Origin of the sequence: Pseudomonas sp. JR33AA (assembly GCF_021378985.1) — a bacterium.
GTDB lineage: Bacteria > Pseudomonadota > Gammaproteobacteria > Pseudomonadales > Pseudomonadaceae > Aquipseudomonas > Aquipseudomonas alloputida.
This window is the reverse complement of sequence record NZ_JAJSAW010000016.1, coordinates 55,729-76,076: the sequence shown is the minus strand read 5'-3', so window position 1 is coordinate 76,076 and position 20,348 is coordinate 55,729. Positions and strand designations below refer to the sequence as shown.

General features: G+C 62.1%; 18 protein-coding genes and 2 pseudogenes. 7 read left to right on the top strand and 13 right to left on the bottom strand.

Annotation, left to right across the window (positions count from 1 at the left end; all coding sequences use genetic code 11):
* Window positions 1–107 precede the first annotated feature (107 nt).
* Window positions 108–1,103, top strand: coding sequence for a catabolite repressor/activator (gene cra / locus LVS58_RS20980; protein ID WP_233692651.1), 996 nt, complete (start codon window positions 108–110; stop codon window positions 1,101–1,103).
* Window positions 1,104–1,105: 2 nt separating this feature from the next.
* On the top strand, window positions 1,106–1,882 hold the full coding sequence (locus tag LVS58_RS20975) for a TatD family hydrolase (protein WP_233692650.1): 777 nt from the start codon (window positions 1,106–1,108) through the stop codon (window positions 1,880–1,882).
* 26 nt (window positions 1,883–1,908) lie between these two features.
* On the opposite strand, the gene ampE is transcribed toward LVS58_RS20975, so the two are convergent.
* From ampE to LVS58_RS20960, 3 genes are all read right to left on the bottom strand, one after another.
* A complete protein-coding gene (gene ampE / locus LVS58_RS20970) occupies window positions 1,909–2,739 on the bottom strand; it encodes a regulatory signaling modulator protein AmpE (RefSeq protein WP_233692649.1) in 831 nt (276 codons plus the stop codon).
* On the bottom strand, window positions 2,736–3,308 hold the full coding sequence (gene ampD / locus LVS58_RS20965) for a 1,6-anhydro-N-acetylmuramyl-L-alanine amidase AmpD (protein WP_004575862.1): 573 nt from the start codon (window positions 3,306–3,308) through the stop codon (window positions 2,736–2,738). Before ampD ends, ampE begins: the two co-directional genes overlap by 4 nt.
* Before the next feature lie 88 nt (window positions 3,309–3,396).
* Window positions 3,397–5,556 (bottom strand): DUF1631 domain-containing protein, encoded by a 2,160-nt coding sequence (locus LVS58_RS20960; RefSeq protein WP_233692648.1) that lies wholly within the window; start codon window positions 5,554–5,556, stop codon window positions 3,397–3,399.
* A gap of 241 nt (window positions 5,557–5,797) precedes the next feature.
* On the opposite strand from LVS58_RS20960, the gene nadC reads away from it, so the two are divergent.
* On the top strand, window positions 5,798–6,646 hold the full coding sequence (nadC, locus tag LVS58_RS20955) for a carboxylating nicotinate-nucleotide diphosphorylase (protein WP_233692647.1): 849 nt from the start codon (window positions 5,798–5,800) through the stop codon (window positions 6,644–6,646).
* Between the two features lie 77 nt (window positions 6,647–6,723).
* Here the strand turns inward: nadC and trxB are convergent, their stop codons facing one another.
* Window positions 6,724–7,686: a thioredoxin-disulfide reductase gene (gene trxB, locus LVS58_RS20950; protein ID WP_233692646.1), complete on the bottom strand. Its 963-nt coding sequence runs from the start codon at window positions 7,684–7,686 to the stop codon at window positions 6,724–6,726.
* 329 nt (window positions 7,687–8,015) lie between these two features.
* On the opposite strand from trxB, the gene cysZ reads away from it, so the two are divergent.
* Window positions 8,016–8,744, top strand: a complete 729-nt coding sequence (cysZ, locus tag LVS58_RS20945) for a sulfate transporter CysZ (protein WP_233692645.1) — start codon at window positions 8,016–8,018, stop codon at window positions 8,742–8,744.
* A gap of 175 nt (window positions 8,745–8,919) precedes the next feature.
* On the opposite strand, the pseudogene LVS58_RS25380 reads toward cysZ, so the two are convergent.
* Window positions 8,920–9,333 (bottom strand): annotated as a pseudogene (locus LVS58_RS25380) (methyl-accepting chemotaxis protein); the annotation flags it as partial.
* A gap of 180 nt (window positions 9,334–9,513) precedes the next feature.
* Window positions 9,514–10,107 (bottom strand): annotated as a pseudogene (locus LVS58_RS25375) (PAS domain-containing protein); the annotation flags it as partial.
* Window positions 10,108–10,414: 307 nt separating this feature from the next.
* On the opposite strand from LVS58_RS25375, the gene LVS58_RS20935 reads away from it, so the two are divergent.
* Window positions 10,415–11,587: a glycosyltransferase family 4 protein gene (locus tag LVS58_RS20935; RefSeq protein ID WP_233692643.1), complete on the top strand. Its 1,173-nt coding sequence runs from the start codon at window positions 10,415–10,417 to the stop codon at window positions 11,585–11,587.
* Here LVS58_RS20935 and LVS58_RS20930 read toward each other — a convergent pair.
* The 3 genes from LVS58_RS20930 to LVS58_RS20920 all read right to left on the bottom strand — a co-directional run bounded on the left by LVS58_RS20930 (window position 11,584) and on the right by LVS58_RS20920 (window position 13,632).
* Window positions 11,584–12,393 carry an RHS repeat-associated core domain-containing protein gene (locus tag LVS58_RS20930; RefSeq protein WP_233692642.1) on the bottom strand — a complete coding sequence of 270 codons (810 nt, stop codon included), beginning with the start codon at window positions 12,391–12,393 and terminating at the stop codon, window positions 11,584–11,586. The two genes, LVS58_RS20935 and LVS58_RS20930, sit on opposite strands and share 4 nt — an antisense overlap.
* Before the next feature lie 125 nt (window positions 12,394–12,518).
* Window positions 12,519–13,001, bottom strand: a complete 483-nt coding sequence (locus tag LVS58_RS20925; RefSeq protein WP_233692641.1) for a glutathione peroxidase — start codon at window positions 12,999–13,001, stop codon at window positions 12,519–12,521.
* 145 nt (window positions 13,002–13,146) lie between these two features.
* On the bottom strand, window positions 13,147–13,632 hold the full coding sequence (locus LVS58_RS20920; protein WP_003247325.1) for an FKBP-type peptidyl-prolyl cis-trans isomerase: 486 nt from the start codon (window positions 13,630–13,632) through the stop codon (window positions 13,147–13,149).
* Here LVS58_RS20920 and LVS58_RS20915 point away from each other — a divergent pair.
* Both LVS58_RS20915 and pta read left to right on the top strand, forming a co-directional pair.
* On the top strand, window positions 13,631–13,933 hold the full coding sequence (locus LVS58_RS20915) for a DUF3565 domain-containing protein (RefSeq protein ID WP_010952015.1): 303 nt from the start codon (window positions 13,631–13,633) through the stop codon (window positions 13,931–13,933). The two genes, LVS58_RS20920 and LVS58_RS20915, sit on opposite strands and share 2 nt — an antisense overlap.
* 31 nt (window positions 13,934–13,964) lie before the next feature.
* Window positions 13,965–16,052, top strand: coding sequence for a phosphate acetyltransferase (gene pta, locus LVS58_RS20910; RefSeq protein WP_233692640.1), 2,088 nt, complete (start codon window positions 13,965–13,967; stop codon window positions 16,050–16,052).
* 79 nt (window positions 16,053–16,131) lie between these two features.
* Here the strand turns inward: pta and LVS58_RS20905 are convergent, their stop codons facing one another.
* From LVS58_RS20905 to LVS58_RS20890, 4 genes are all read right to left on the bottom strand, one after another.
* A complete protein-coding gene (locus LVS58_RS20905) occupies window positions 16,132–16,851 on the bottom strand; it encodes an OmpA family protein (RefSeq protein ID WP_233692639.1) in 720 nt (239 codons plus the stop codon).
* Window positions 16,852–16,960: 109 nt separating this feature from the next.
* Window positions 16,961–17,605: an MBL fold metallo-hydrolase gene (locus LVS58_RS20900; protein WP_233692638.1), complete on the bottom strand. Its 645-nt coding sequence runs from the start codon at window positions 17,603–17,605 to the stop codon at window positions 16,961–16,963.
* A gap of 334 nt (window positions 17,606–17,939) precedes the next feature.
* Window positions 17,940–18,632, bottom strand: coding sequence for a sensor histidine kinase (locus LVS58_RS20895; protein WP_010952009.1), 693 nt, complete (start codon window positions 18,630–18,632; stop codon window positions 17,940–17,942).
* The gene (locus LVS58_RS20890; RefSeq protein WP_003247330.1) at window positions 18,629–20,236 is read right to left on the bottom strand and encodes a tetratricopeptide repeat-containing response regulator; all 1,608 of its coding nucleotides are present in this window, start codon (window positions 20,234–20,236) and stop codon (window positions 18,629–18,631) included. Before LVS58_RS20890 ends, LVS58_RS20895 begins: the two co-directional genes overlap by 4 nt.
* Window positions 20,237–20,348: the final 112 nt, after the last annotated feature.

The window sequence follows — 20,348 nt, the reverse complement described above, 5'->3', positions numbered from 1 at the left end:
TCCTGTCGGACAATTGCGACAATGGTCGTCTGCGCGTGATGCCTGTACCGGGTCAAACTACCCGGTCCGGCCTTACAGCCAGTCCCGGTAATAACAAGGAAAATTCGGTGAAACTCAGCGATATCGCCCGTCTGGCCGGTGTGTCCGTGACCACTGCCAGCTACGTCATCAATGGCAAGGCTGAACAGCAGCGCATCAGTAACAGTACTGTCGAGCGGGTACGCGCGGTGGTCGAAGCTCACGGCTTCACCCCCAACCCGCAGGCTGCTGGGCTGCGCAGCCGGCATACCCGCACCCTGGGCTTCATTCTCCCGGATCTGGAGAACCCCAGCTACGCCCGCATTGCCAAGCAACTGGAGCAAGGCGCCCGCGCCCGCGGCTACCAGCTGCTGATCGCCAGCAGCGACGACCAGCCAGACAGCGAGCGCCAACTGCAGCAACTGTTCCGTGCGCGCCGATGCGATGCGCTGTTCGTTGCCAGTTGCCTGCCGCCAGAAGATGACAGCTACCGCGAGCTGCAGGACAAAGGCCTGCCGGTGATTGCCATCGACCGCCGTCTGGACCCCGCACACTTCTGCTCGGTGATCAGCGATGACCGCGATGCCAGCCGCCAGCTGGCGGCCAGCCTGCTCCGCTCGGCCCCTCGCAGCATCGCCCTGATAGGCGCACGCCCCGAACTGTCGGTTAGCCAGGCGCGTGCCGGCGGATTCGACGAAGCCCTGCAAGGCTATACCGGCGAAGTACGCCGCTATCAGGGCGAAGCGTTCAGCCGTGAGTGCGGCCAACGCCTGATGCAGCAACTGATCGACGACCTGGGGGGCCTGCCGGATGCTCTGGTGACTACTTCGTACGTGCTGTTGCAGGGCGTGTTCGACACCCTCCAGGCGCGCCCGGTCGACTCGCGCCAACTGCAGCTGGGTACCTTCGGCGACAACCAGTTGCTCGATTTCCTGCCGCTGCCGGTCAATGCCATGGCCCAGCAGCATGGCCAGATTGCCGCCACCGCGCTTGAACTTGCACTGGCCGCCATCGAGGAAAAACGCTATGAACCCGGCGTGCACGCTGTTGGCCGCACCTTCAAGCAACGCATCTCTGCGGCTTGACCATGCGCCTGATCGACACCCACACCCATCTGGACTTCCCCGACTTCGACGCCGACCGTCCGCGCCTGCTGGCCAACGCGACGGCGCGTGGGCTGGAGCGGATGGTGGTGCTGGGGGTGTACCAGGCTAACTTCCAGCGGGTGTGGGAGCTGGCCTGTACCGAGCCGCGCCTGTTCGCCGCGCTTGGCCTGCACCCGGTCTACCTCGACCAGCATCGCCCTGAGCACCTGGTGCAACTGCGCGAGTGGCTGGAGCGCCTGCGCGACAACCCGCGGCTATGTGCCGTGGGTGAGTTTGGCCTGGACTATTACCTCACAGACCTTGACAAGACCCGCCAGCAGGAACTGTTCGAAGCGCAACTGCAGATGGCGTGCGACTTCGAACTACCGGCCCTGCTGCACGTGCGCCGCAGCCATGCCCAGGTGATTGCCACACTCAAGCGCTACAAGCCAGCGCGGGCGGGGGTGATTCATGCGTTTGCCGGCAGCTACGAAGAGGCCCGCGAGTACATCAAGCTAGGGTTCCTGCTTGGGTTGGGCGGTGCGGGTACCTGGCCGCAGGCGCTGCGCCTGCGCAAGACCCTGGCGCGGCTGCCACTGGACAGTGTGGTGCTGGAGACTGATGCACCGGACATGGCACCGGCGATGTACCCGGGGGTACGCAACAGCCCGGAGCATCTGCCGGAAATTGCCGCGGCGCTGGCACAAGTGATGGGGTTGGATGTCGAGGTGCTGGCACAGGCCAGCACCCGCAATGCTTGCACGTTGTTTGGCTGGTGAAACGCAGGTGAACGGGATTCCCCGAATCAGACCAGAACGGTCCACAGCGCAAACCCGGCATACCACAGCACAGCACAGCGCAACAGCAATTCCCACAGACTGTCCAGCCGCCCCAAACCGCGCTGGCTGTCCTCTTCTTCGGGAATGTCATCGGCAATCCGCCCCACTCGAGCCACCAGGTGCCCTGCGCTGATGTGCCAATTGAGCACCTCGTGCAGCATCACCCGTGTCACCGCGAGGAAGTTGCCCACCAGAGCAAAGCTCAACGCCAGCGCCCGCACCGGCAACCAGTCCATGATGTGGCGCAACTGCTCGGCACGCGCCTTCAAAGCCGGCTGCTTGCTGTGCTCACTACACAGCGCCAACAATCGATAAGCCAGCGCAGCGCCAGGGCCCAGTACGAAATACCAGAAGATCACCGCAAAAAAGCCCTGGTACACCTGCCACAGCAAATTGCCCTGCACCCGTACCAGCAGGCTGTGGGGTTCATCGGCCACCAGGCCCAGGTCACGCTCGGCTGCGTGCAGCGCCGCCTGATCGTCCCCTCGCCGCCAGGCATCACGAAACGCCCCCAACGATGCCTTCGCATCGCCGCGGCCCAGGCTGTAGATCAGCACCAGCAGGTGCACCGGCAACGCCAGCAAACCATACGCCACCGGCTCCAGCACATGCAGCAGCAACACCAGCAGCGCTACCGGCGCCAACACCAGGATGGCCAACGTCCACCACGGGTGCACCCTGCCGCTGCGCTCCAGACGCACCAGTTCACCAAGAAAGAACCCGTCGCGCTGCACCTGATGGCGCAGGGCCGAAAACTTCTCGACCCACAGCGCCAGCAACAACACCAGAAAACTCATGCCTTGTCCTCGTTGTGCTGCAGCGCCTGGCGATAGCGCGGCCAGTCGAAGGCCGGGCCGGGGTCGGTCTTGCGCTGCGGGGCAATGTCGCTGTGGCCCTGAATGCGGTTAAGGTCGATGGCCGGCCAGGCACTGCGAATGTGCCGGGTGAGTTGCTCCAGCACCGCATACTGGGCATCGGTATAGGGCAGGTCGTCGGTGCCTTCCAGTTCGATGCCGATGGAAAAGTCGTTACAGCCTTCGCGCCCGTCAAAGCTCGACACACCCGCATGCCAGGCACGGTCATGCAACGACACGAACTGGGTCACCGCGCCGTCACGCTCGACGAACAGGTGCGCCGACACGGTCAGGTGGTTGATGCTGGCAAAATACGGGTGTTCATCAGGGGCCAGGCGGTTCTGGAAGAATTGCTGCACCTTGCCCGTGCCGAAGCAGGCCGGGGGGAGGCTGATGTTGTGGATCACCAGCAGGGAAATCGATTCGCCTTCGGGGCGCGCATTGAAGTTCGGCGAGGGGCAGTGGGTGATTCCGATTCCGTGGAACCAGCCAGTGGCACGGTCCAATTGCATGGGCAGATCCTGAAAAACGCCGTGAACATGCCCACAGTATGCCCTGCGGCCAACGCCGTGTGCATGTGAATGATTGTAATGCGTCTGCCTACTGCGCCTGCCCTTGCCGCAAACTCTCAAGTACCGACTCCAACGCCCGTTCGAATAACTGGCGGTCATCCAGCACGCGCACCTCGTGCCGCTGCAGTGCCTGGGCCAGGCTGGCGCTGCTCCACTCGCGCACTTTCATGCCGGTGCGGTTGGCAAACACCAGCCTGTCACTGCGGTCAATGCGCGCGACCAGCTTGCAGCGCAGGGGTTCCTCCTCGTCGAGCACCTCGACCCAGGTGCCGATGCGCAGGCGTTGAGCCTGGCGCAGCGCTGCAGCCTGCCCGTCGGTAGCGTGCAGAGGCACGCAGGCGGGCTCTTCGGCAATCGCCAGCACAATCTCTTCGGCCACCCGCACATCGCCCAACGATTGGCCTGCCCCGCCAGGCGGCGCCTCTTTACCTGCGCAGGCCCGCAGGTGCAACTGTTCCAGTTGCAGGAAGAACTCGCGGGTCGCCACCGCGTCCAGGGCTACGCTGACCAGGCCATCGCGCAGCGCCTTGAGCAAGGCTGGTACCTGCTGCAGCAAGGCTTGCGGCTCATGCGGCGGCGTGATGCTTTCCAGCAGCATGTCCATGGTGTGCACTGCGTCGCGCCAGGCCTGTGATGCCTCGCCCTGCTTCAGCCAAGCCAGCAGCAGTACCTGGCTCCAGGTCTGCACCAGCATGTGCACCACCACCTGCGGCAGTACCCGGCCACGCAGGCGCTGGTTGAGCACGTGCTGCACCTGCTGCCTGGCCTGCATTGCCCGGGCACGGCCTTCTTCGGCGTCGCGAGTGCGTTGCTCCAGCAATTCGTTACGTCGCCGTTCGTCCTGATTGAATGCCAGGAAGTCGTCGAGCAACTCGGCGAACAGGCTTGCATCATCGGCAAAATCATTGAGCAGGCGCTGGACGATACGCTCTACCCGCACGTGCAAGCTGTCACGCCGGCCTTCGCTGCCGCACTCCCAGCCAATCGCGGCGCCGGCGATTTCGTTGAGCAACCGGCGAGCCGGGTGGCTCCCCCGGCTGAACAGCCCCTTGTCCAGTAATGCCACCTTGAGCAGGGGAATATGGAGGCGCGTAATCAGCGCCCGCAGGCTGGCCGGCAGGTTGTCGTCGTTTTGAATGAACGCGAACAGCAGGCCAACCAGGTTGATCATGTCTTCGTCAGCCACATGAAGGCGCCGACGCGTGCCGCTGCGCACACTCACCCGCAACAGCAGCTGTTCAAGCTGCTGGCCGAGCTCGAAGTCATCGGTCTCGTGCGTGGCGGGCACGTAGCGCTGCAAATGCGAAAGTAGCCGGAGCAGGTCGGCTGTGCTGATCGGCTGGGCGGCAGCCACCGCATGCAAGCGCGGAGCGAACTGCCCGCGCGCCGGTGCCAGCAGCGCCTGCAACGAGGCGAACAACGCCTGCCCTGCGGCGTCCGCCCCCACCTCCTGGCCAAGGTTGGCCGGCCCAGGACGCACGCGCATGCGCCGGTCTTCGGCACGCCGGCGCGGCGCCGGTTGCAGTTCGGGCAGTACGCCGGCAGCAGCCAGCAACTGGTTGGCTTCGCCATAGATCACATCGACATCACGCAGCACATAACGCTCGAACAGCTTCAGCAGCACCAGCTTGACCCGCAGGCCCACGCCCAGATTACGCCCAGCGTCGAGGAAGTAACGGCACAGCGCGGCTGGCCCAAATGGGTTGTGCTGCTCGTACAGGGGACGGTCGAGCAATGCCTGCAGGCGCAGCCCCAGTTGCTGCAGGGCAATGCCATCGCGTGACCGCACCCGCGCCACCATACCCTCAACGGCGGCGGCCCGCTCCACTTGAGCCTTGCTGCGCGGATTGCCCGGCTCGACCAGGTTTGCCAGCAAGTCGACCTTGCCGGTTCGCAGGACAGCATCATGGAACGTATCCAGAAAACCACGCTCGATGCTCTTGCGCTTCAGGCGCAGGTCACGCATGGCCTCGAAGTACAGGTTCTGGTCACCGCGGTCCAAGGCCTTGTCGGCCATTTCGAAGAGCACGTCATCGGCATTGTCGAACAAGTCCTGCAGGCCCTGACGCAACTGCAACGCGGCCCTGTCGCGCACCTGCAGCAACAAGACAGGAAGGCAAGGATGAGGCGTGCGCCCCCCTCGGTCGATGGCTGCCGCCAAGGGCACCACCTTGCCTTCTTTTTGCATCCTGGACTCCTTGCAGGGTGTCTTGCCCGAAAGGGCTGGAAATCGTCAAAGCTATGACGCCAAATACTGGTCGTTATTATCGGTAAAAAATCGTATAGCTACCAGCGCCGTTTCGCTGCTTGGTAAAGACCCTGATCTGCTCCGATTACTCACGACGCCCGACCAAAGGTCAGCGCCATGGCGGCTGTACACACCGGCCCCCTGCCCTATAATCGCGGGCAACTAGCTTGTGGAGCCGACCATGCCGAACCTACGCCTTGCCGACCTGACCGCTGAAATTGAAGCCAACGTGCGCCGCGCGCTGTTGGAGGACATCGGCAGTGGCGATATCACCGCGCAACTGATCCCGGCCGAGCGCCTGGCCAAAGCGACAATCATCACCCGTGAAAACTGTGTGGTCGCCGGTACCGCTTGGGTCGACGCCGTATTCCGCCAGCTCGACCCGCGCGTTGCAGTGCACTGGCAGGTAGCCGACGGTGAGCAGGCCACTGCCAATCAGCCGCTGTTCCACCTGGAAGGGCCGGCCCGTTCGCTGCTCAGTGGGGAGCGCAGCGCACTGAACTTCCTGCAGATGCTGTCGGGGGTCGCCACCCGTGCGCGCTTCTTCGCCGACCTGGTAGCCGGCACCCAGGTGCGCCTGCTGGACACTCGCAAAACCCTGCCGGGCCTTCGCCTGGCGCAAAAATACGCCGTGACCTGCGGTGGGTGCGACAACCACAGAATAGGCCTGTACGACGCCTTCCTGATCAAGGAAAACCACATCGCCGCCAGCGGTGGCGTAGCCGAGGCTGTGGCCGCAGCGCACCGCATTGCGCCGGGCAAGCCGGTGGAAATCGAGGTCGAAAGCCTGGACGAACTGCGTCAGGCGCTGGCCGCTGGCGCGGACATCATCATGCTCGACGAGCTGAACCTGGATGAGATGCGCGAAGCAGTACGCATTACCGCTGGCAAAGCCAAACTTGAAGCCAGCGGCGGGGTCAACGAAACGACCCTGCGGGTGATTGCCGAGACAGGGGTGGACTACATCTCGATTGGCGCCATGACCAAGGATGTTAAAGCGGTGGACCTGTCGATGCGACTGAGCCTGTGAGCTGATTGCAGACAATAAAAAACCGGCGCTTGGCCGGTTTTTTATCAGGGCCGCAAAGCAGCCCCGGCTTTCTCAGATCAGAACGCGGCGTTGGCCAAACCGTCCAGGTAGCGCTCGACATCCAGCGCCGCCATGCAGCCCGCACCGGCCGAGGTGATGGCCTGGCGGTAAACGTGGTCAGCCACGTCGCCAGCTGCAAACACACCTTCTACGTTGGTAGCGGTGGCGTTGCCTTCGCGGCCGCCGTTGACCACCAGGTAGCCGTCCTTCAGGGTCAGTTGGCCTTCGAACAGCGAAGTGTTCGGGATGTGGCCAATGGCGATGAACACGCCGTCGACCTTGATTTCGTCGCTGCTGCCGTCGTTGTTCTTCAGGCGCGCACCGGTTACGCCCATGTTGTCACCCAGCACTTCGTCCAGGGTGGCATTGAGTTTGAGCTCGATCTTGCCTTCGGCCACACGGGCGTTCAGCTTGTCGACCAGGATCTTCTCGGCGCGGAAGGTTTCGCGACGGTGTACCAGGGTCACTTTGCTGGCGATGTTGGCCAGGTACAGTGCCTCTTCCACGGCAGTGTTACCACCGCCGACCACGGCGACCGGCTTGTTGCGGTAGAAGAAACCGTCACAGGTGGCACAGGCCGAAACACCCTTGCCCATGAAGGCCTCTTCCGACGGCAGGCCCAGGTAGCGAGCGCTGGCGCCGGTGGCGATGATCAGCGCATCGCAGGTGTACTTGCCGCTGTCACCCTGCAGGGTGAACGGCTTGTTGGCCAGGTCGACCGCGTTGATGTGGTCGAAGACGATTTCGGTTTCAAAACGCTCGGCGTGCTCTTGCATACGCTGCATCAGAGCCGGGCCGGTCAGGCCGTGGGGGTCGCCCGGCCAGTTGTCGACTTCGGTGGTGGTGGTCAGCTGGCCACCCGCCTGCATGCCGGTGATCAGCAGCGGCTTGAGGTTGGCACGGGCGGCATACACCGCAGCGCTGTAACCGGCAGGGCCGGAACCGAGAATGATGACGCGCGAATGACGTACTTCAGACATGTCGAACTCCTGTCGAGCGGGCCGCAGGGCCGGCATCGGTGTGCCGGCTGCGCCAGCCATGTAATTAAAAAGGACCCACGCAGCACTTGGGGAAGGCTACAACGCGCAGGCCCGCAAAGCGAAAAGTTGAGCGCACTGTAGCGAGGTCGCAAAGATTAAGGAAATATCCTTAGACAATCCACCTCATAGGCATCGCCTATGCTGCGATTTGATCGATAACAAGCCCCGGGCGCTTTTGTTACATCCCGTTTCCCGCCCCCGGCGTGCCTTTCGTCAGCGCGGCAAACTCGGTAAGGTCAGCGCGTTTTCCTTCTCTGCGGAGTATCTAGATGCAAGCCCCTGTCCTCTCTGGCCCCCAATACCTGCGCGAAGGCCTGAAACTGGTGCTGAGCCCCAACCTGCGGTTGTTCGTGCTGCTGCCACTGGCGGTCAACCTGTTGCTGTTCGGCGGCCTGATCTACTTCGCCGGCCACCAGTTCGGCCTGTGGCTCGACGCCCTGATGCCAACGCTGCCTGACTGGCTGAGCTTCCTCAGCTACATCCTCTGGCCGCTGTTCGTTGCCTTGCTGGTGCTGATGGTGTTCTTCACCTTCACCCTGGTGGCCAATATCATTGCCGCGCCGTTCAACGGTTTTCTGGCAGAAAAGGTCGAGGTGGTGGTGCGTGGCGAAGACACCTTCCCAGCCTTCAGCTGGGGCGAGCTGGCAGCCATGGTACCGCGCACCTTCAGTCGCGAAATGCGCAAGCTGGGCTACTTCCTGCCACGCGCCATCGGCCTGTTCATCCTGTCGCTGATCCCGGTGGTGAACGTGGTGGCTGCGCCGCTGTGGCTGATCTTTGGCGTGTGGATGATGGCCATCCAGTACATCGACTACCCGGCGGATAACAACAAGATGAGCTGGCAGGACATGCTGGCATGGCTGCGCAGCAAGCGCTGGCAGTCGCTGGGCTTTGGCGGCATTACCTACCTGGCGTTGATGATTCCAGTGGTGAACGTGCTGATGATGCCGGCGGCAGTGGCCGGGGCTACATTGTTCTGGGTGCGGGAGCGCAACTGACACCCGGGCCGTGTGCGATTGCGCGGGCCCCTGTGGGAGCGGCCTTGTGTCGCGATAGGGCCGCAAAGCGGCCCCAGCAATCTGTGCATCGGCGCTGAAATCTGGGGCCGCTCTGCGGCCCTATCGCGACACAAGGCCGCTCCCACAAAAAAGCAGAGCGTGCCTGGCCTGGGTTTCACTGCCCCAGCCGGCTGGAAAACTGCCCCACTACGTCCACTACCCGCTTGGCCCCGTCCTGGATCTCGACAATCACGCTGCCCGTCTCATCCGCCAGGGCCAGCCCCTGTTCGGCCTGGCGCTTGCTGGTGTCGATGATCGCCACTGCCGCCTGCGCCAGTTGTTCGTTCTGCTGTACCACCCGGGCGATTTCTTCGGTGGCGGTGCTGGTGCGAGAGGCCAATTGGCGCACTTCGTCGGCAACGACGGCAAAGCCCCGCCCTTGCTCGCCCGCACGGGCGGCTTCGATGGCCGCGTTAAGGGCCAGCAGGTTGGTCTGCCCGGCAATGTCGCTGATGGTCTTGATGATCGAGCCGATCACCCGCGACTGGGTATCCAGCGCCTGGATGCCGTCGGCCGCCTCTTGCATCGAAGCCTCCAGTCCACGCATCACAGTGACCGTCTGAGTGACCACTTCGGTGGCCTTGCGAGCACTGACATCGGTACCCAGCGAGGTGTTGTAGGCGACATCTGCCGCCTCGGCCACTGCCAGCTCCTGGTTGACCTGATCGGTGATCACGGTGGCGAACTTGACCACCTTGTACAGCACATCGTGGGCATCGAAGATCGGGTTGTACGAGGCCTCCAGCCAGATCACCCGGCCATGGGCATCGATGCGCTTGAAGCGCTCGGCAACATATTCGCCACGGCGCAGCCGATCCCAGAACGCTTGGTAGCCGGCCGAGTTGACCTCCTGCGGTTCGCAGAACATGCGGTGGTGCTTACCGCGAATCTGCTCCAGGCGATAGCCGACGGTGGACAGGAAACGCTCGTTGGCAGTGAGAATGTTGCCGTCGAGGTCGAACTCGATCACCGCAGTAGAGCGCATCAGTGCCTTGATCAGGCTTTCGTGCTCGCGTGAGGTTTCGATGGTTCGGGTGAGGTCGCTGGAATGCAGGGTGAAGTACTTGATGCGCCCCTCGCTGTTCTTCACCGGCTGCAGGATCGAGCGCAGCCAGGCTTCCTGACCATCGCCACGCAGAAGACGAAACGCACCGTTCAGGTGTTCGCCACGGCTGATCGCGCTTTTCATGCGCTGGTAGAAGTCCAGCGACTTTACATGGGCAGGGACTATGTCCTCGATATTGCGTCCAAGCAATTGTTCGGCACGGTAGAGCATCTCGCTCTCGAAGTTGCCGTTGACCATCTCGATCCGTCCCTGAGGGTCGAGCTGCAGCACCAGCATCTCGCTGTCGAGACTACTCTTGACCTGTTCGATGGACATCAGGTCTTCGCGCAGTTGCCGGATTTCTTGCTTGAGCTTGTTGTTGAACATCACCGCTCTCCTGGAGCGCATCACGTAGTCGAATGCATCTTCATCGGCTGCCCGCCACACCTTCTTGAGTGCTGTGCGAGGAAATAATCATGAAGGCGAAAGTGCCGGCAGTCAGGCGTCATCTTTACGTCACAAAGCGGTCACATCAGCGCAACCCGGCAGGCGGAAACTTTTTGTCATGAATACACCTGCCCTACGCATTACCCTGGTCAGCGAAACCTTCCCACCCGAGATCAATGGCGTGGCCAACACCCTTGGCCGCCTCAGTGAAGGGTTGCGCCAACGTGGCCATGAGGTCGAGGTGGTGCGCCCGCGCCAGGCCGGCGAAGGGTACGCGCACAACGACCCGCACCTGATGCTGTGCCGTGGCTGGGCGCTGCCTGGCTACCCTGGTTTGCAGTGGGGCGAGGTGTCGATGCACAAGCTGTTGCGCCGCTGGCGCCGACAGCGCCCGGACGTACTGTACATCGCCACCGAGGGGCCGCTGGGGCTCAGCGCCCTGCGCGCGGCCCGACGCCTGGGAATCGCGGTCGTCAGCGGCTTCCACACCAATTTCCCGCAGTACTCCGGCCAGTACGGCCTGGGTTTGCTGGCACGCCTGCTCACCCACTACCTGCGCTGGTTCCATCGGCGCACGGCAATCACCCTTGTGCCCAGTGTCAGCCAGCGCCTGGAGCTAGAGCGCCGTGGTTTCGAGCGCCTGGAGCTGCTAGCACGGGGTGTCGATGCTCGCCTGTTTAACCCGGCCCGGCGCAGCCAGACGTTGCGCGAAAGCTGGGGCCTCGGCCCGGACGATATCGCGGTGTTGCATGTCGGGCGGCTGGCTGCAGAAAAAAACCTGGGACTGCTCCGTCCCAGCCTTGAGGCATTGCAGAAGGCGTATCCACAGAAGTGCGTACGCCTGATCCTGGTGGGCGACGGCCCACAGCGTTCAGCCCTCCAAGAGCAAGTGCCGGATGCAGTGTTCTGTGGTGCCCAGCGTGGTGAGGTGCTAGCCGAGCACTATGCCAGCGGCGACCTGTTCCTGTTCCCGAGCCTGACCGAAACCTTCGGCAACGTGGTGCTCGAAGCCATGGCCTCCGGATTGGCGGTGGTTGCATATGACGAGGCAGCCGCGGCGCACCACATACGCCACGGCCACAGCGGCGCATTGGCCATGCCTGGGGACCAGGCGGCGTTCATGGATGCAGCCTGCTGGCTGATGGAAGAAGAGGAAACGTTGCGGCGGGTACGCCTGAATGCTCGCCAACATGCCAGTCGCCAAGGTTGGCCGGCGATTGTCGAGCAGTTTGAAGGCTATCTGGACCGCGCGAACGCACGGCAGTCGATTCTTCTATACCCCCGCAACTAGCGAGGTTCGCGGATTTCCACCGCTATATCGCCGTTCTTACCTACCGTAAAGGTATATCGGGTTGAAGGCTCTACAATAAATTTTTCCTGGACTGTCAGATCCCTGCGAACCGCGTCGTTAAGCAGCGCCTGATTTATTACAATTCGTTCTTGTGCGAAATCCCTTTGGGCCGCATTTTGTGGCACATCAGGAAGTGTGTTGAGCGTGCGGCGGTGTTCTATCAGGTTGTTCTGAGCGCTGACAACTCGACGATCCAGCTCTTGTCTTAGGTTAATCTCGCTAGGGGGAATAAGATGCTTACCCTCTCTGAGAAATATTTTTTCAGCATTCCCAGCAGCAACGGCATCATGATACTTGATCATTTTCCAGAATAGGCGCAGACGGTTGAACATATGTCCTGTAGGGTCAGTGCCATTGACTGGATCTCCAGCACCATAGCCATAGGCATTTATCCCTCCCTTGCCGAAAGGGCTCCAGCTGTCGGCTGAGTAGAATCGCATGAGCTTCGGGCTATACAACCGATAACCATTACCCAGCAAATATCCCTCGGTTATCACGTCTTGCACCTGCCCGGTAAACCCTGGCCCCCAGGGCTCGATAGCGTGAAGTCCATAAGGCGTGTAGCACCGTAGTGCTATCGAATGCCGTTGTTCCGACAGCACCGATGTGTTGACATCCGTTGCCAGTAAAAAAGCCTGTATTCCTTCCTGTATCACAGCCAAAGGATGGGTACTTGCCTCGACAATACGCCGCTGTACCGCCCCAGAGTTAATAAGCGCTAGTCGCGAGTCTTGATAGAAGAACATACACACCCCCGGCGCCAATCAATTCACTGCCATCAAAGGGCAGCGTCTTGAATGGGATTAAGCAATGCAGAGGAGATTATCGCAACTGACAAAATTATCAGGGCCGCTTTCACGCGGCCCCTGAATCAGGCCAACGCCTTCTCGATCGCCTGCACCACCGCCGGGTCATCCGGCGCCGTGCGCGGCGAGAAGCGCGCCAGCACCCGCCCGTCCTTGCCTACCAGAAACTTCTCGAAGTTCCAGGTAATGTCACCAGGAAATTCAGCCCCCTCGCCCGCCAGCAGGCGGTACAACGAATGACGTTGCGGCCCGTTGACTTCCAGCTTGCCGCCTAGCGGGAAGCTCACACCATAGTTAAGGCTGCAGAATTCTTGGATTTCCTTTTCGCTATCCGGCTCCTGCCCGGCAAACTGGTTGCACGGCAGGCCAAGCACATTGAAGCCCTTGTCCTTGTAGATCTGGTAGAGGTTTTCCAGGGCCTTGTATTGCGGCGTCAGGCCACATTTGGAGGCAACGTTGACCACCAGCACCACTTGGCCCTTGAAGGGTGCGAGGGGCAGCTCTCCGCCGTTCAGCGCTTCCAGTTTCAGGTCGTGAAATGCACTCATGATGAAATCCCCTCTCAGGTTCCCGGTTGCCGTGCAGGCGAATTTCGCCCACTAAAAAGGCGCTCGTCCAAACCGTTCACCTCCCGTAGGAAGGCAAATCGGCTTGCCCGAGCGCCTGGCGACTTTCTGAGCTTAGCGCAGAAAATCAGTGGTGATGGCCACCTTCACCATGGATGTGACGGTGAGCGATTTCTTCGTCGCTGGCATCACGCACGTTCACAACCTTGACCTGGAAGGTCAGGCGCTGACCAGCCAGCGGGTGGTTGCCATCAACGGTGACGTCGTCGCCGTCGATGTCGCGGATGGTCACGATCTGCATCTGGCCGTCCGGCGCCGAAGCGTGGAACTGCATGCCCACTTCCAGCTCGTCGACACCTTCGAACAGGCTACGGTTCAGGGTGCTGACCAGTTCGGCCAGGTACTCGCCGTAGGCCTCTTCAGGTTCAATGGAAACGTTCAGCTCGTCACCAGCCTGCTTGCCTTCCAGGGCTTTTTCCAGGCCCGGGATGATGTTGCCGGCACCGTGCAGGTAAACCAGCGGCGCGCCACCGGCGGAGCTGTCGATGGTCTCCCCGGCGTCGTTGGTCAGGGTATAGTCGATGGAGACAGCCTTGTTGGCGGCGATCAGCATGGGGCAAGACCTTTTGCAAAAGAATGTAGAGCGGACAAGTGTAACCTTGCCATCGTCCGATTGCGAACGCGGTGCAGACGAGCAACGGCCCATCAGTCGGATCAACGGCTTTCATCAGGACGAAGAAGGCCACTGGGTGGCGGAACTTTCGTGCGGCCATACCCAGCACCTGCGCCACCAGCCGCCGTGGCAGGCGCGCCCCTGGGTGCTCGACCCGGCACAACGTGCGCAACACATCGGCCAGCCTTTCGCTTGCGGCTGGTGCGCACAAGGGGCCGATAGCGCTACCCTTGACCGTTAATTTCTTGCACCGCTTATTTCGAGAAGCACGCATGCAGACATTTTTCATTGCGCCGACCGACTTCGGTGTCGGCCTGACTTCGATCAGCCTAGGCTTGGTGCGCACCTTGGAGCGTGCCGGCCTGAAGGTCGGCTTCTTCAAGCCTATCGCCCAGCCCCACCCGGGTGACACCGGCCCTGAGCGCTCCACCGAACTGGTCGCCCGCACCCACGGCATCAAACCACCGGTCCCCCTGAGCCTGGCCCACGTCGAGCGCATGCTGGGCGATGGCCAACTGGACGAGTTGCTTGAAGAAATCATCCGCCTCTACCAGCAAGCCTGCGTCGGCAATGACGTGGTGGTGGTCGAGGGCATGGTGCCCACGCGCCACGCCAGCTACGCAGCGCGCGTCAACCTGCACCTGGCCAAGAGCCTAGATGCCGAGGTAATTCTGGTGTCGGCCCCGGAAAACGAAGTGCTCAGCGAGCTGTCTGGGCGGGTCGAACTGCAAGCCCAATTGTTTGGCGGCCCACGCGACCCGAAAGTGCTCGGGGTGATCCTCAACAAGGTGCGCACCGACGAGAGCATGGCGGACTTCGCCACCCGCCTGCGCGAGCACTCGCCCTTGCTGCGTGGTAACGACTTCCGCCTGCTTGGCTGCATCCCCTATCAGCCCGAGCTGAACGCACCGCGGACACGCGATGTGGCCGAGCTGCTCGGCGCCCAGGTGCTCAATGCCGGCGACTACGAGCAGCGGCGCATGAGCAAGATCATCATCTGTGCACGCACGGTGGCCAACACGGTCCCGCTATTGACCTCGGGTACCCTGGTGGTAACCCCGGGGGACCGCGACGACATCATCCTCGCTGTCAGCCTGGCAGCGATCAATGGCGTACCCCTGGCCGGCTTGCTGCTGACCAGCGACAGCAAGCCTGACGTGCGTATCCTTGGCCTGTGCCGCGGTGCACTGCAGGCCGGCCTGCCGATCCTTTCGGTCAGCACCGGCTCGTACGACACTGCCAACCAGCTCAACTCGCTGAACCGCGAAATCCCGGTGGACGACCGCGAGCGTGCCGAGTTCATCACCGACTTCGTCGCCAGCCACCTCGACGCGGCCTGGCTGCACCAGCGCTGCGGCACGCCGCGCGAACTGCGCCTGTCACCGGCAGTGTTCCGCTACCAACTGATCCAGCGTGCGCAGCAGGCCAACAAACGCATTGTCCTGCCGGAAGGCGCCGAGCCACTGTTGGTGCAGGCCGCTGCCATCTGCCAGGCCCGCGGCATTGCCCGCTGTGTACTGCTGGCCAAACCCGAAGATGTCGACGCCGTGGCCCGCGCCCAGGGCATCACGTTGCCGCCAGGGCTGGAGATTCTCGACCCCGAACTGATTCGCGGGCGCTACGTGGAGCCCATGGTCAAGCTGCGCAAAAGCAAGAACCTCAACGCACCGATGGCCGAGCAGCAGTTGGAAGACCCCGTGGTGATCGGCACCATGATGCTGGCCCTGGACGAAGTGGACGGCCTGGTCTCGGGCCTGGTGCACTCCACGGCCAACACCATCCGCCCGGCCCTGCAGCTGATCAAGACCGCACCCGGCTCGAGCCTGGTCTCGTCGGTGTTCTTCATGCTGTTCCCCGAGCAGGTGCTGGTGTATGGCGACTGCGTGATGAACCCGCACCCAAGCGCCGCCGAGCTGGCGGAAATTGCCCAACAGAGTGCCGAATCGGCGCAGGCCTTCGGCATCGCGCCACGGGTGGCGATGATCAGTTATTCAAGCGATTCGGTCAGCGATGAAGAAGTCGAGAAGGTGCGCGAAGCGACACGCCTGGCACAGGGCGCGGCGCAGGAGCTATTGATCGATGGGCCGTTGCAGTATGACGCGGCGGCCAACCCGGCGATTGCCCGAGAGCTGGCGCCGGGTAGCCCGGTGGCCGGGCGCGCCACGGTGTTCGTATTCCCCGACCTGAATACTGGCAATACCACGCACAAGGCGGTACAGCGCAGTGCCGACGGGGTCAGCCTGGGGCCTATGCTGCAGGGTTTGCGCAAGCCGGTGAACGACTTGCCGCGTGGGGCGCAGGTTGACGATATCGTGCATACCATTGCCCTGACGGCGATTCAGGCCAGCGTGACGCGCTAAAAGCAGAGGCTTCTTTGAACGCCTTGTGGGAGCGGGACTGCCCGCTCCCACAGCGCCGCAACGCGGCCCTGAAGGTCAATCAGGGATACTGCTGAACCTGGCCTTGCTGCTCATACTGCTGACCCGGAATCGGCTTCAGGTTCACTTCCACACGGCGGTTCTGCGCACGACCATTGGCATCAGCGTTGCTGGCGATCGGCTGGTCCGGGCCCATGCCACGCACAGTGATACGCGAGGCATCCACCCCCTGCGAAGTCAGGTAGGTACTGACCGCCTGCGCACGGCGCTGGGACAGGTCCATGTTGTGCTGGCGGCTGCCAGTGCTGTCGGTGAAGCCGACCACTTCGATGGTGTTCTGGTTGAATTGCTTGAACGAGCCCGCCAGGTTGTTCAGCGGCGAGTAGAAGCTTGGCGCGATGTTGGCCGAGTCGGTGGCGAAGGTGATGTTGCCCGGCATGATCAGCTTGATCTGGTCACCCTGACGCTGCACTTCAACACCCGTGTTGGCCATCTGCGCGCGCAGTTCGGCTTCCTGCTTGTCGGCGTAATAGCCATATCCGGCTGCAGCGGCACCCACTGCGGCAGCACCGATCAGTGCACCCTTGCCACGGTTGTTGTGGTCGATGGCTGCGCCGGCGATGGCGCCGGCCAGCGCCCCCAGGCCGCCGTACTTGGCGGTCTTGCTCATCCCTGTGGAACCCTGCGCCTGCCCCTGGTTGTCGTAAGGGTTCTGGCCGGCACAGCCGGTCATCAGTGCAGCGGCGGTTGCGACGATAATCAGACGACGCATGGTGAACATGGACAAGCTCCTACTGAAATTCATAAATGCGGCAGATCCCAAGGGGTTCTATGCCAGCCTTGGATCGCATCGGCAACGAAAAATTCCATGAAAGTGCCTTCATGTGCCATCAGGCACGCACGAATGGGTTTTCGCGCATCTCGTCGCCCAAACGGGTGTCGGGCCCGTGGCCGGTCACCACGATGGTCTCTTCGTCCAGGCGGTACAGCCGCTCCTTGATGGAACGCACGATTGCCCGCTGGTCGCCCCCCCACAAGTCGGTGCGGCCAATACCTCGGCGGAACAAGGTGTCACCGGCAATCAACAATTTGGCGTCGGCGAACCAAAAGCTCATCGAGCCTGGGGTATGGCCTGGCGTGTGCAACGCCACACCGCAGCCGCAGGCCAGTTCTTCGTCATCGCCCAGCCAGCGGTCCGGTGCCGGTACCGGGGTGTAAGGTACGCCGAACATCTGGCACTGCATCTCAAGGTTGTCCCACAGCATCTGGTCGTCCTTGTGCAGGTGCAGCGTGGCGCCGGTCAGCTCCTTGAGCTTGCCTGATGCGAGGAAGTGGTCGAAGTGCGCATGGGTGTGGATGATGCTCACCAGCGTCAGGCCGTGCACCTGCAGGCGGGCAAGGATCTTGTCCACATCACCACCCGGGTCGACGACCATGGCTTTCTTGGTCAGGGGGTCGCCGATCAGCGTGCAGTTGCACTGCAAGGGGCCGACGGGGAAGGTTTCGCGGATGAGAGCAGGCGGGGCTTGGGTCATGGTGTTCTCGCAGGTGAAGCTGGGTTCTGCTGAGAGCCTGACAGGAAAATGGCGTGGGTGCACGAGGTTCATGTCTTGAGCGAAGTGGCGCCTGTGAGACCGAGCGCCGCCCGCGCGGCGCATCGCGAGCAAGCTCGCTCCTACATTTGTTTTGGGCCAGTTATTCCTGAGGCAGAGGTGCGCGGCCCCTTGGTGTCCACCTCGATATTGTGTGGAACAAACAAGGCGGTCGCGCGCTAGGGTGCAGGCAATACTGGCCCGAAACAAATGTAGGAGCGAGCTTGCTCGCGATGCGCCGCGCGGGCGGCGCTCGATCTCCCAGGCGCTAAATACCTTAAGGCAAAAACAACCTGAACAACCCGCCCCCAAGCGCCCCGCCGTTGGAGATCTCGATCCGCCCGCGCACCCCGCCGCTTTCATGCAACGCTGCGATCCGCGCCGCAAAATACAGCCCAAGGCCGGTACTGCCGCTGGTCGAGTCGATGCCCTGAATGTAATCCTCCTGGCGCTCGAGCATGTGCTTTGGATAACCCGGGCCGTCATCGTTGACGCAAATGGCCAACTGGTTGTCGGCTTCTTCGATGGTGATCAGCAAGGCGTGCCCGGCAAAGCGGGTGGCGTTGGTGATGACGTTGGCGATCACCGAGGCCACCAGTTCGCGGTCGAAGAAACCCAGCGGGTTGTCGGTGTCGATGCGCCAGGTGGCGAGAATGTCGTTGTGCTTGAGGACTTCCTCGTGCGCCGCCAGCTGGGCTTCGATGAAATCATCCAGCTCATGGTAGTCCGGGCATACCGGCAACTGGTTCACACCCAGTTTGTACAAGCCCAGCAATTGCACCAACATGCCGTTGAGGTGACGAAATTCATGCTCCATGATCCCCTGTTCGGCACCGCCGCGCAGTTCCTCGGGCAAACGTTCCACCCACTGGCTGTGGGACTGGATCAGCGCCGACAACGAACTTTTGAGGTCGTGCACGGTGGAGGCGATCACCGTGGAAAAATCCAGCCCCTGATTGTCTTGATTCATGCGCCGAACACTCGGATGTGCAGTTTGCGGTAACGGTCATAGCGATTGTCGCTGGCAGGGATACCGGCCACGCTGGTCAAGGCGTCGCGGCACTCCTGCATGATCGCAGGCTGAGGGTTGTCACCGCCGATGCGCAGCAGCGCCTGGGCGGTGTTGAGGGCGATGCTGATGTTCTTCGGCTGTAAACCCAATGCCTTGCGGAACAGTTGCAACGCCTCGCCAAGCTGCCCTCCCTGGTAACTGCGCACACCCTGCCTATTGAGGGTGACCGCTTCGGTAATGGCGTTGAGCACGCTGGGGTCATCCGTCAGCTTGCCCACTTTCTCCATGACCTTGGGGTCATCGCCATAACTTTCCACACAGTTCTTCAGCACGCCGATGGCGGCGGCTTCCTGCCCCATCGCCTGCAATTGCGCAGCGACAGTCAGGGCCGAATCGACAGAGAAGAACTGGTTCATCTTGTCCAGGCGCTGAATCGCCTGTTCTGTCAGCTTGCCGGCCGTTTCCGGGTCGCCTGCCTGCTGCAGGCTGGCAGCCTTCATCATCCGCGCACGCACCTGCAGGCCTTGGTCTTCGGGGTTTTCCTTGGCCACTTCGCTGAGCGTGGTGTTGATCTCGACCCGGGTACGGGCGTCCAGACCGAAGCCTGCATTCTTGCTCATCAACGCCTGCACCAGGCCAAGGTTGTTTTCGGCATCCTTGTAGCGCGAACTCTGCCCCTGGTTCACCGCATGGCGGAACGCCTTTGATGCGCTCTCGAAGTCTTCGTTCTCCAGCGCCAGCTTGCCCAGCGTCGATTGCCGCCGCACCGACAAAGGCGACAGGCGCACGGCTTCTTCAAGCAGGTTCTGCGCGCGCCGGGTATCACCCTGAGCCACCAGTACCTCGGCCATGCCATCGTAAAGCCCTGGCATGATCGGGAACGCCTTGAGCGCCTGCTCGTATACACCCTGGGCCTGGGCATTCTGACCACGCTTGTGCATCAGTGCGCCCAACGCGGCGTATACCCACGGCTGCGGACGGCTGGCCAGGATGGCCTTGAGGAATTTTTCCAGTTCCTCGAAACGGTTGAGGTTGCGCAGGGCATCGGCCCGGTAGCGCAAGCACAAGGGGGCCAGGCGTGGATCCTTCTTGCACAGCTCGGCGCAGGCCGCCAGTACTTCGGCCGGACGGTTGCGGTCCAGCGCCTGCAGGATCGGTTTTAGCAACGTCTTGCGCTGGAACAGTTTCTCGACGCGCTGGGCAAGGCCAACCCGGTTGAACGGTTTGGTCAGGTAGGCATCGGGCTCGTGCTCGATGGCGCTGAGGACAATCGCCTGGCTGCTCTCGGCTGTGACCATGATGAACACGCACTCATGGCTGATGTGCTTGTCGATGATCAGGTCTTCAAGCACCTGTTGCCCGTTCTTCTTGCCATCGCCCAGATGGAAGTCCTGCAGGATGAAGTCATAGCGCTTCTGCGCGCACATGCGCAGCGCCTGCTCGCCGCTGTCAGCGGTGTCCACGTCGCGCACGCCCAACTCGCGCAACATGGAACGGGTCGACGTACGAAAGTCGGTAAAGTCGTCGACGATCAGAAAGCTCTTTTGCCCGTACTGCAGCATCAACACGACCTGCCTTGGAATGATTGAAAAATCGCGCGAGGCGATGCCACCGATAGCTGTATCGGCAGCTGGTCGGGAAAGATGAGGGTAGCGTATTGTCGGCCAGAACCTA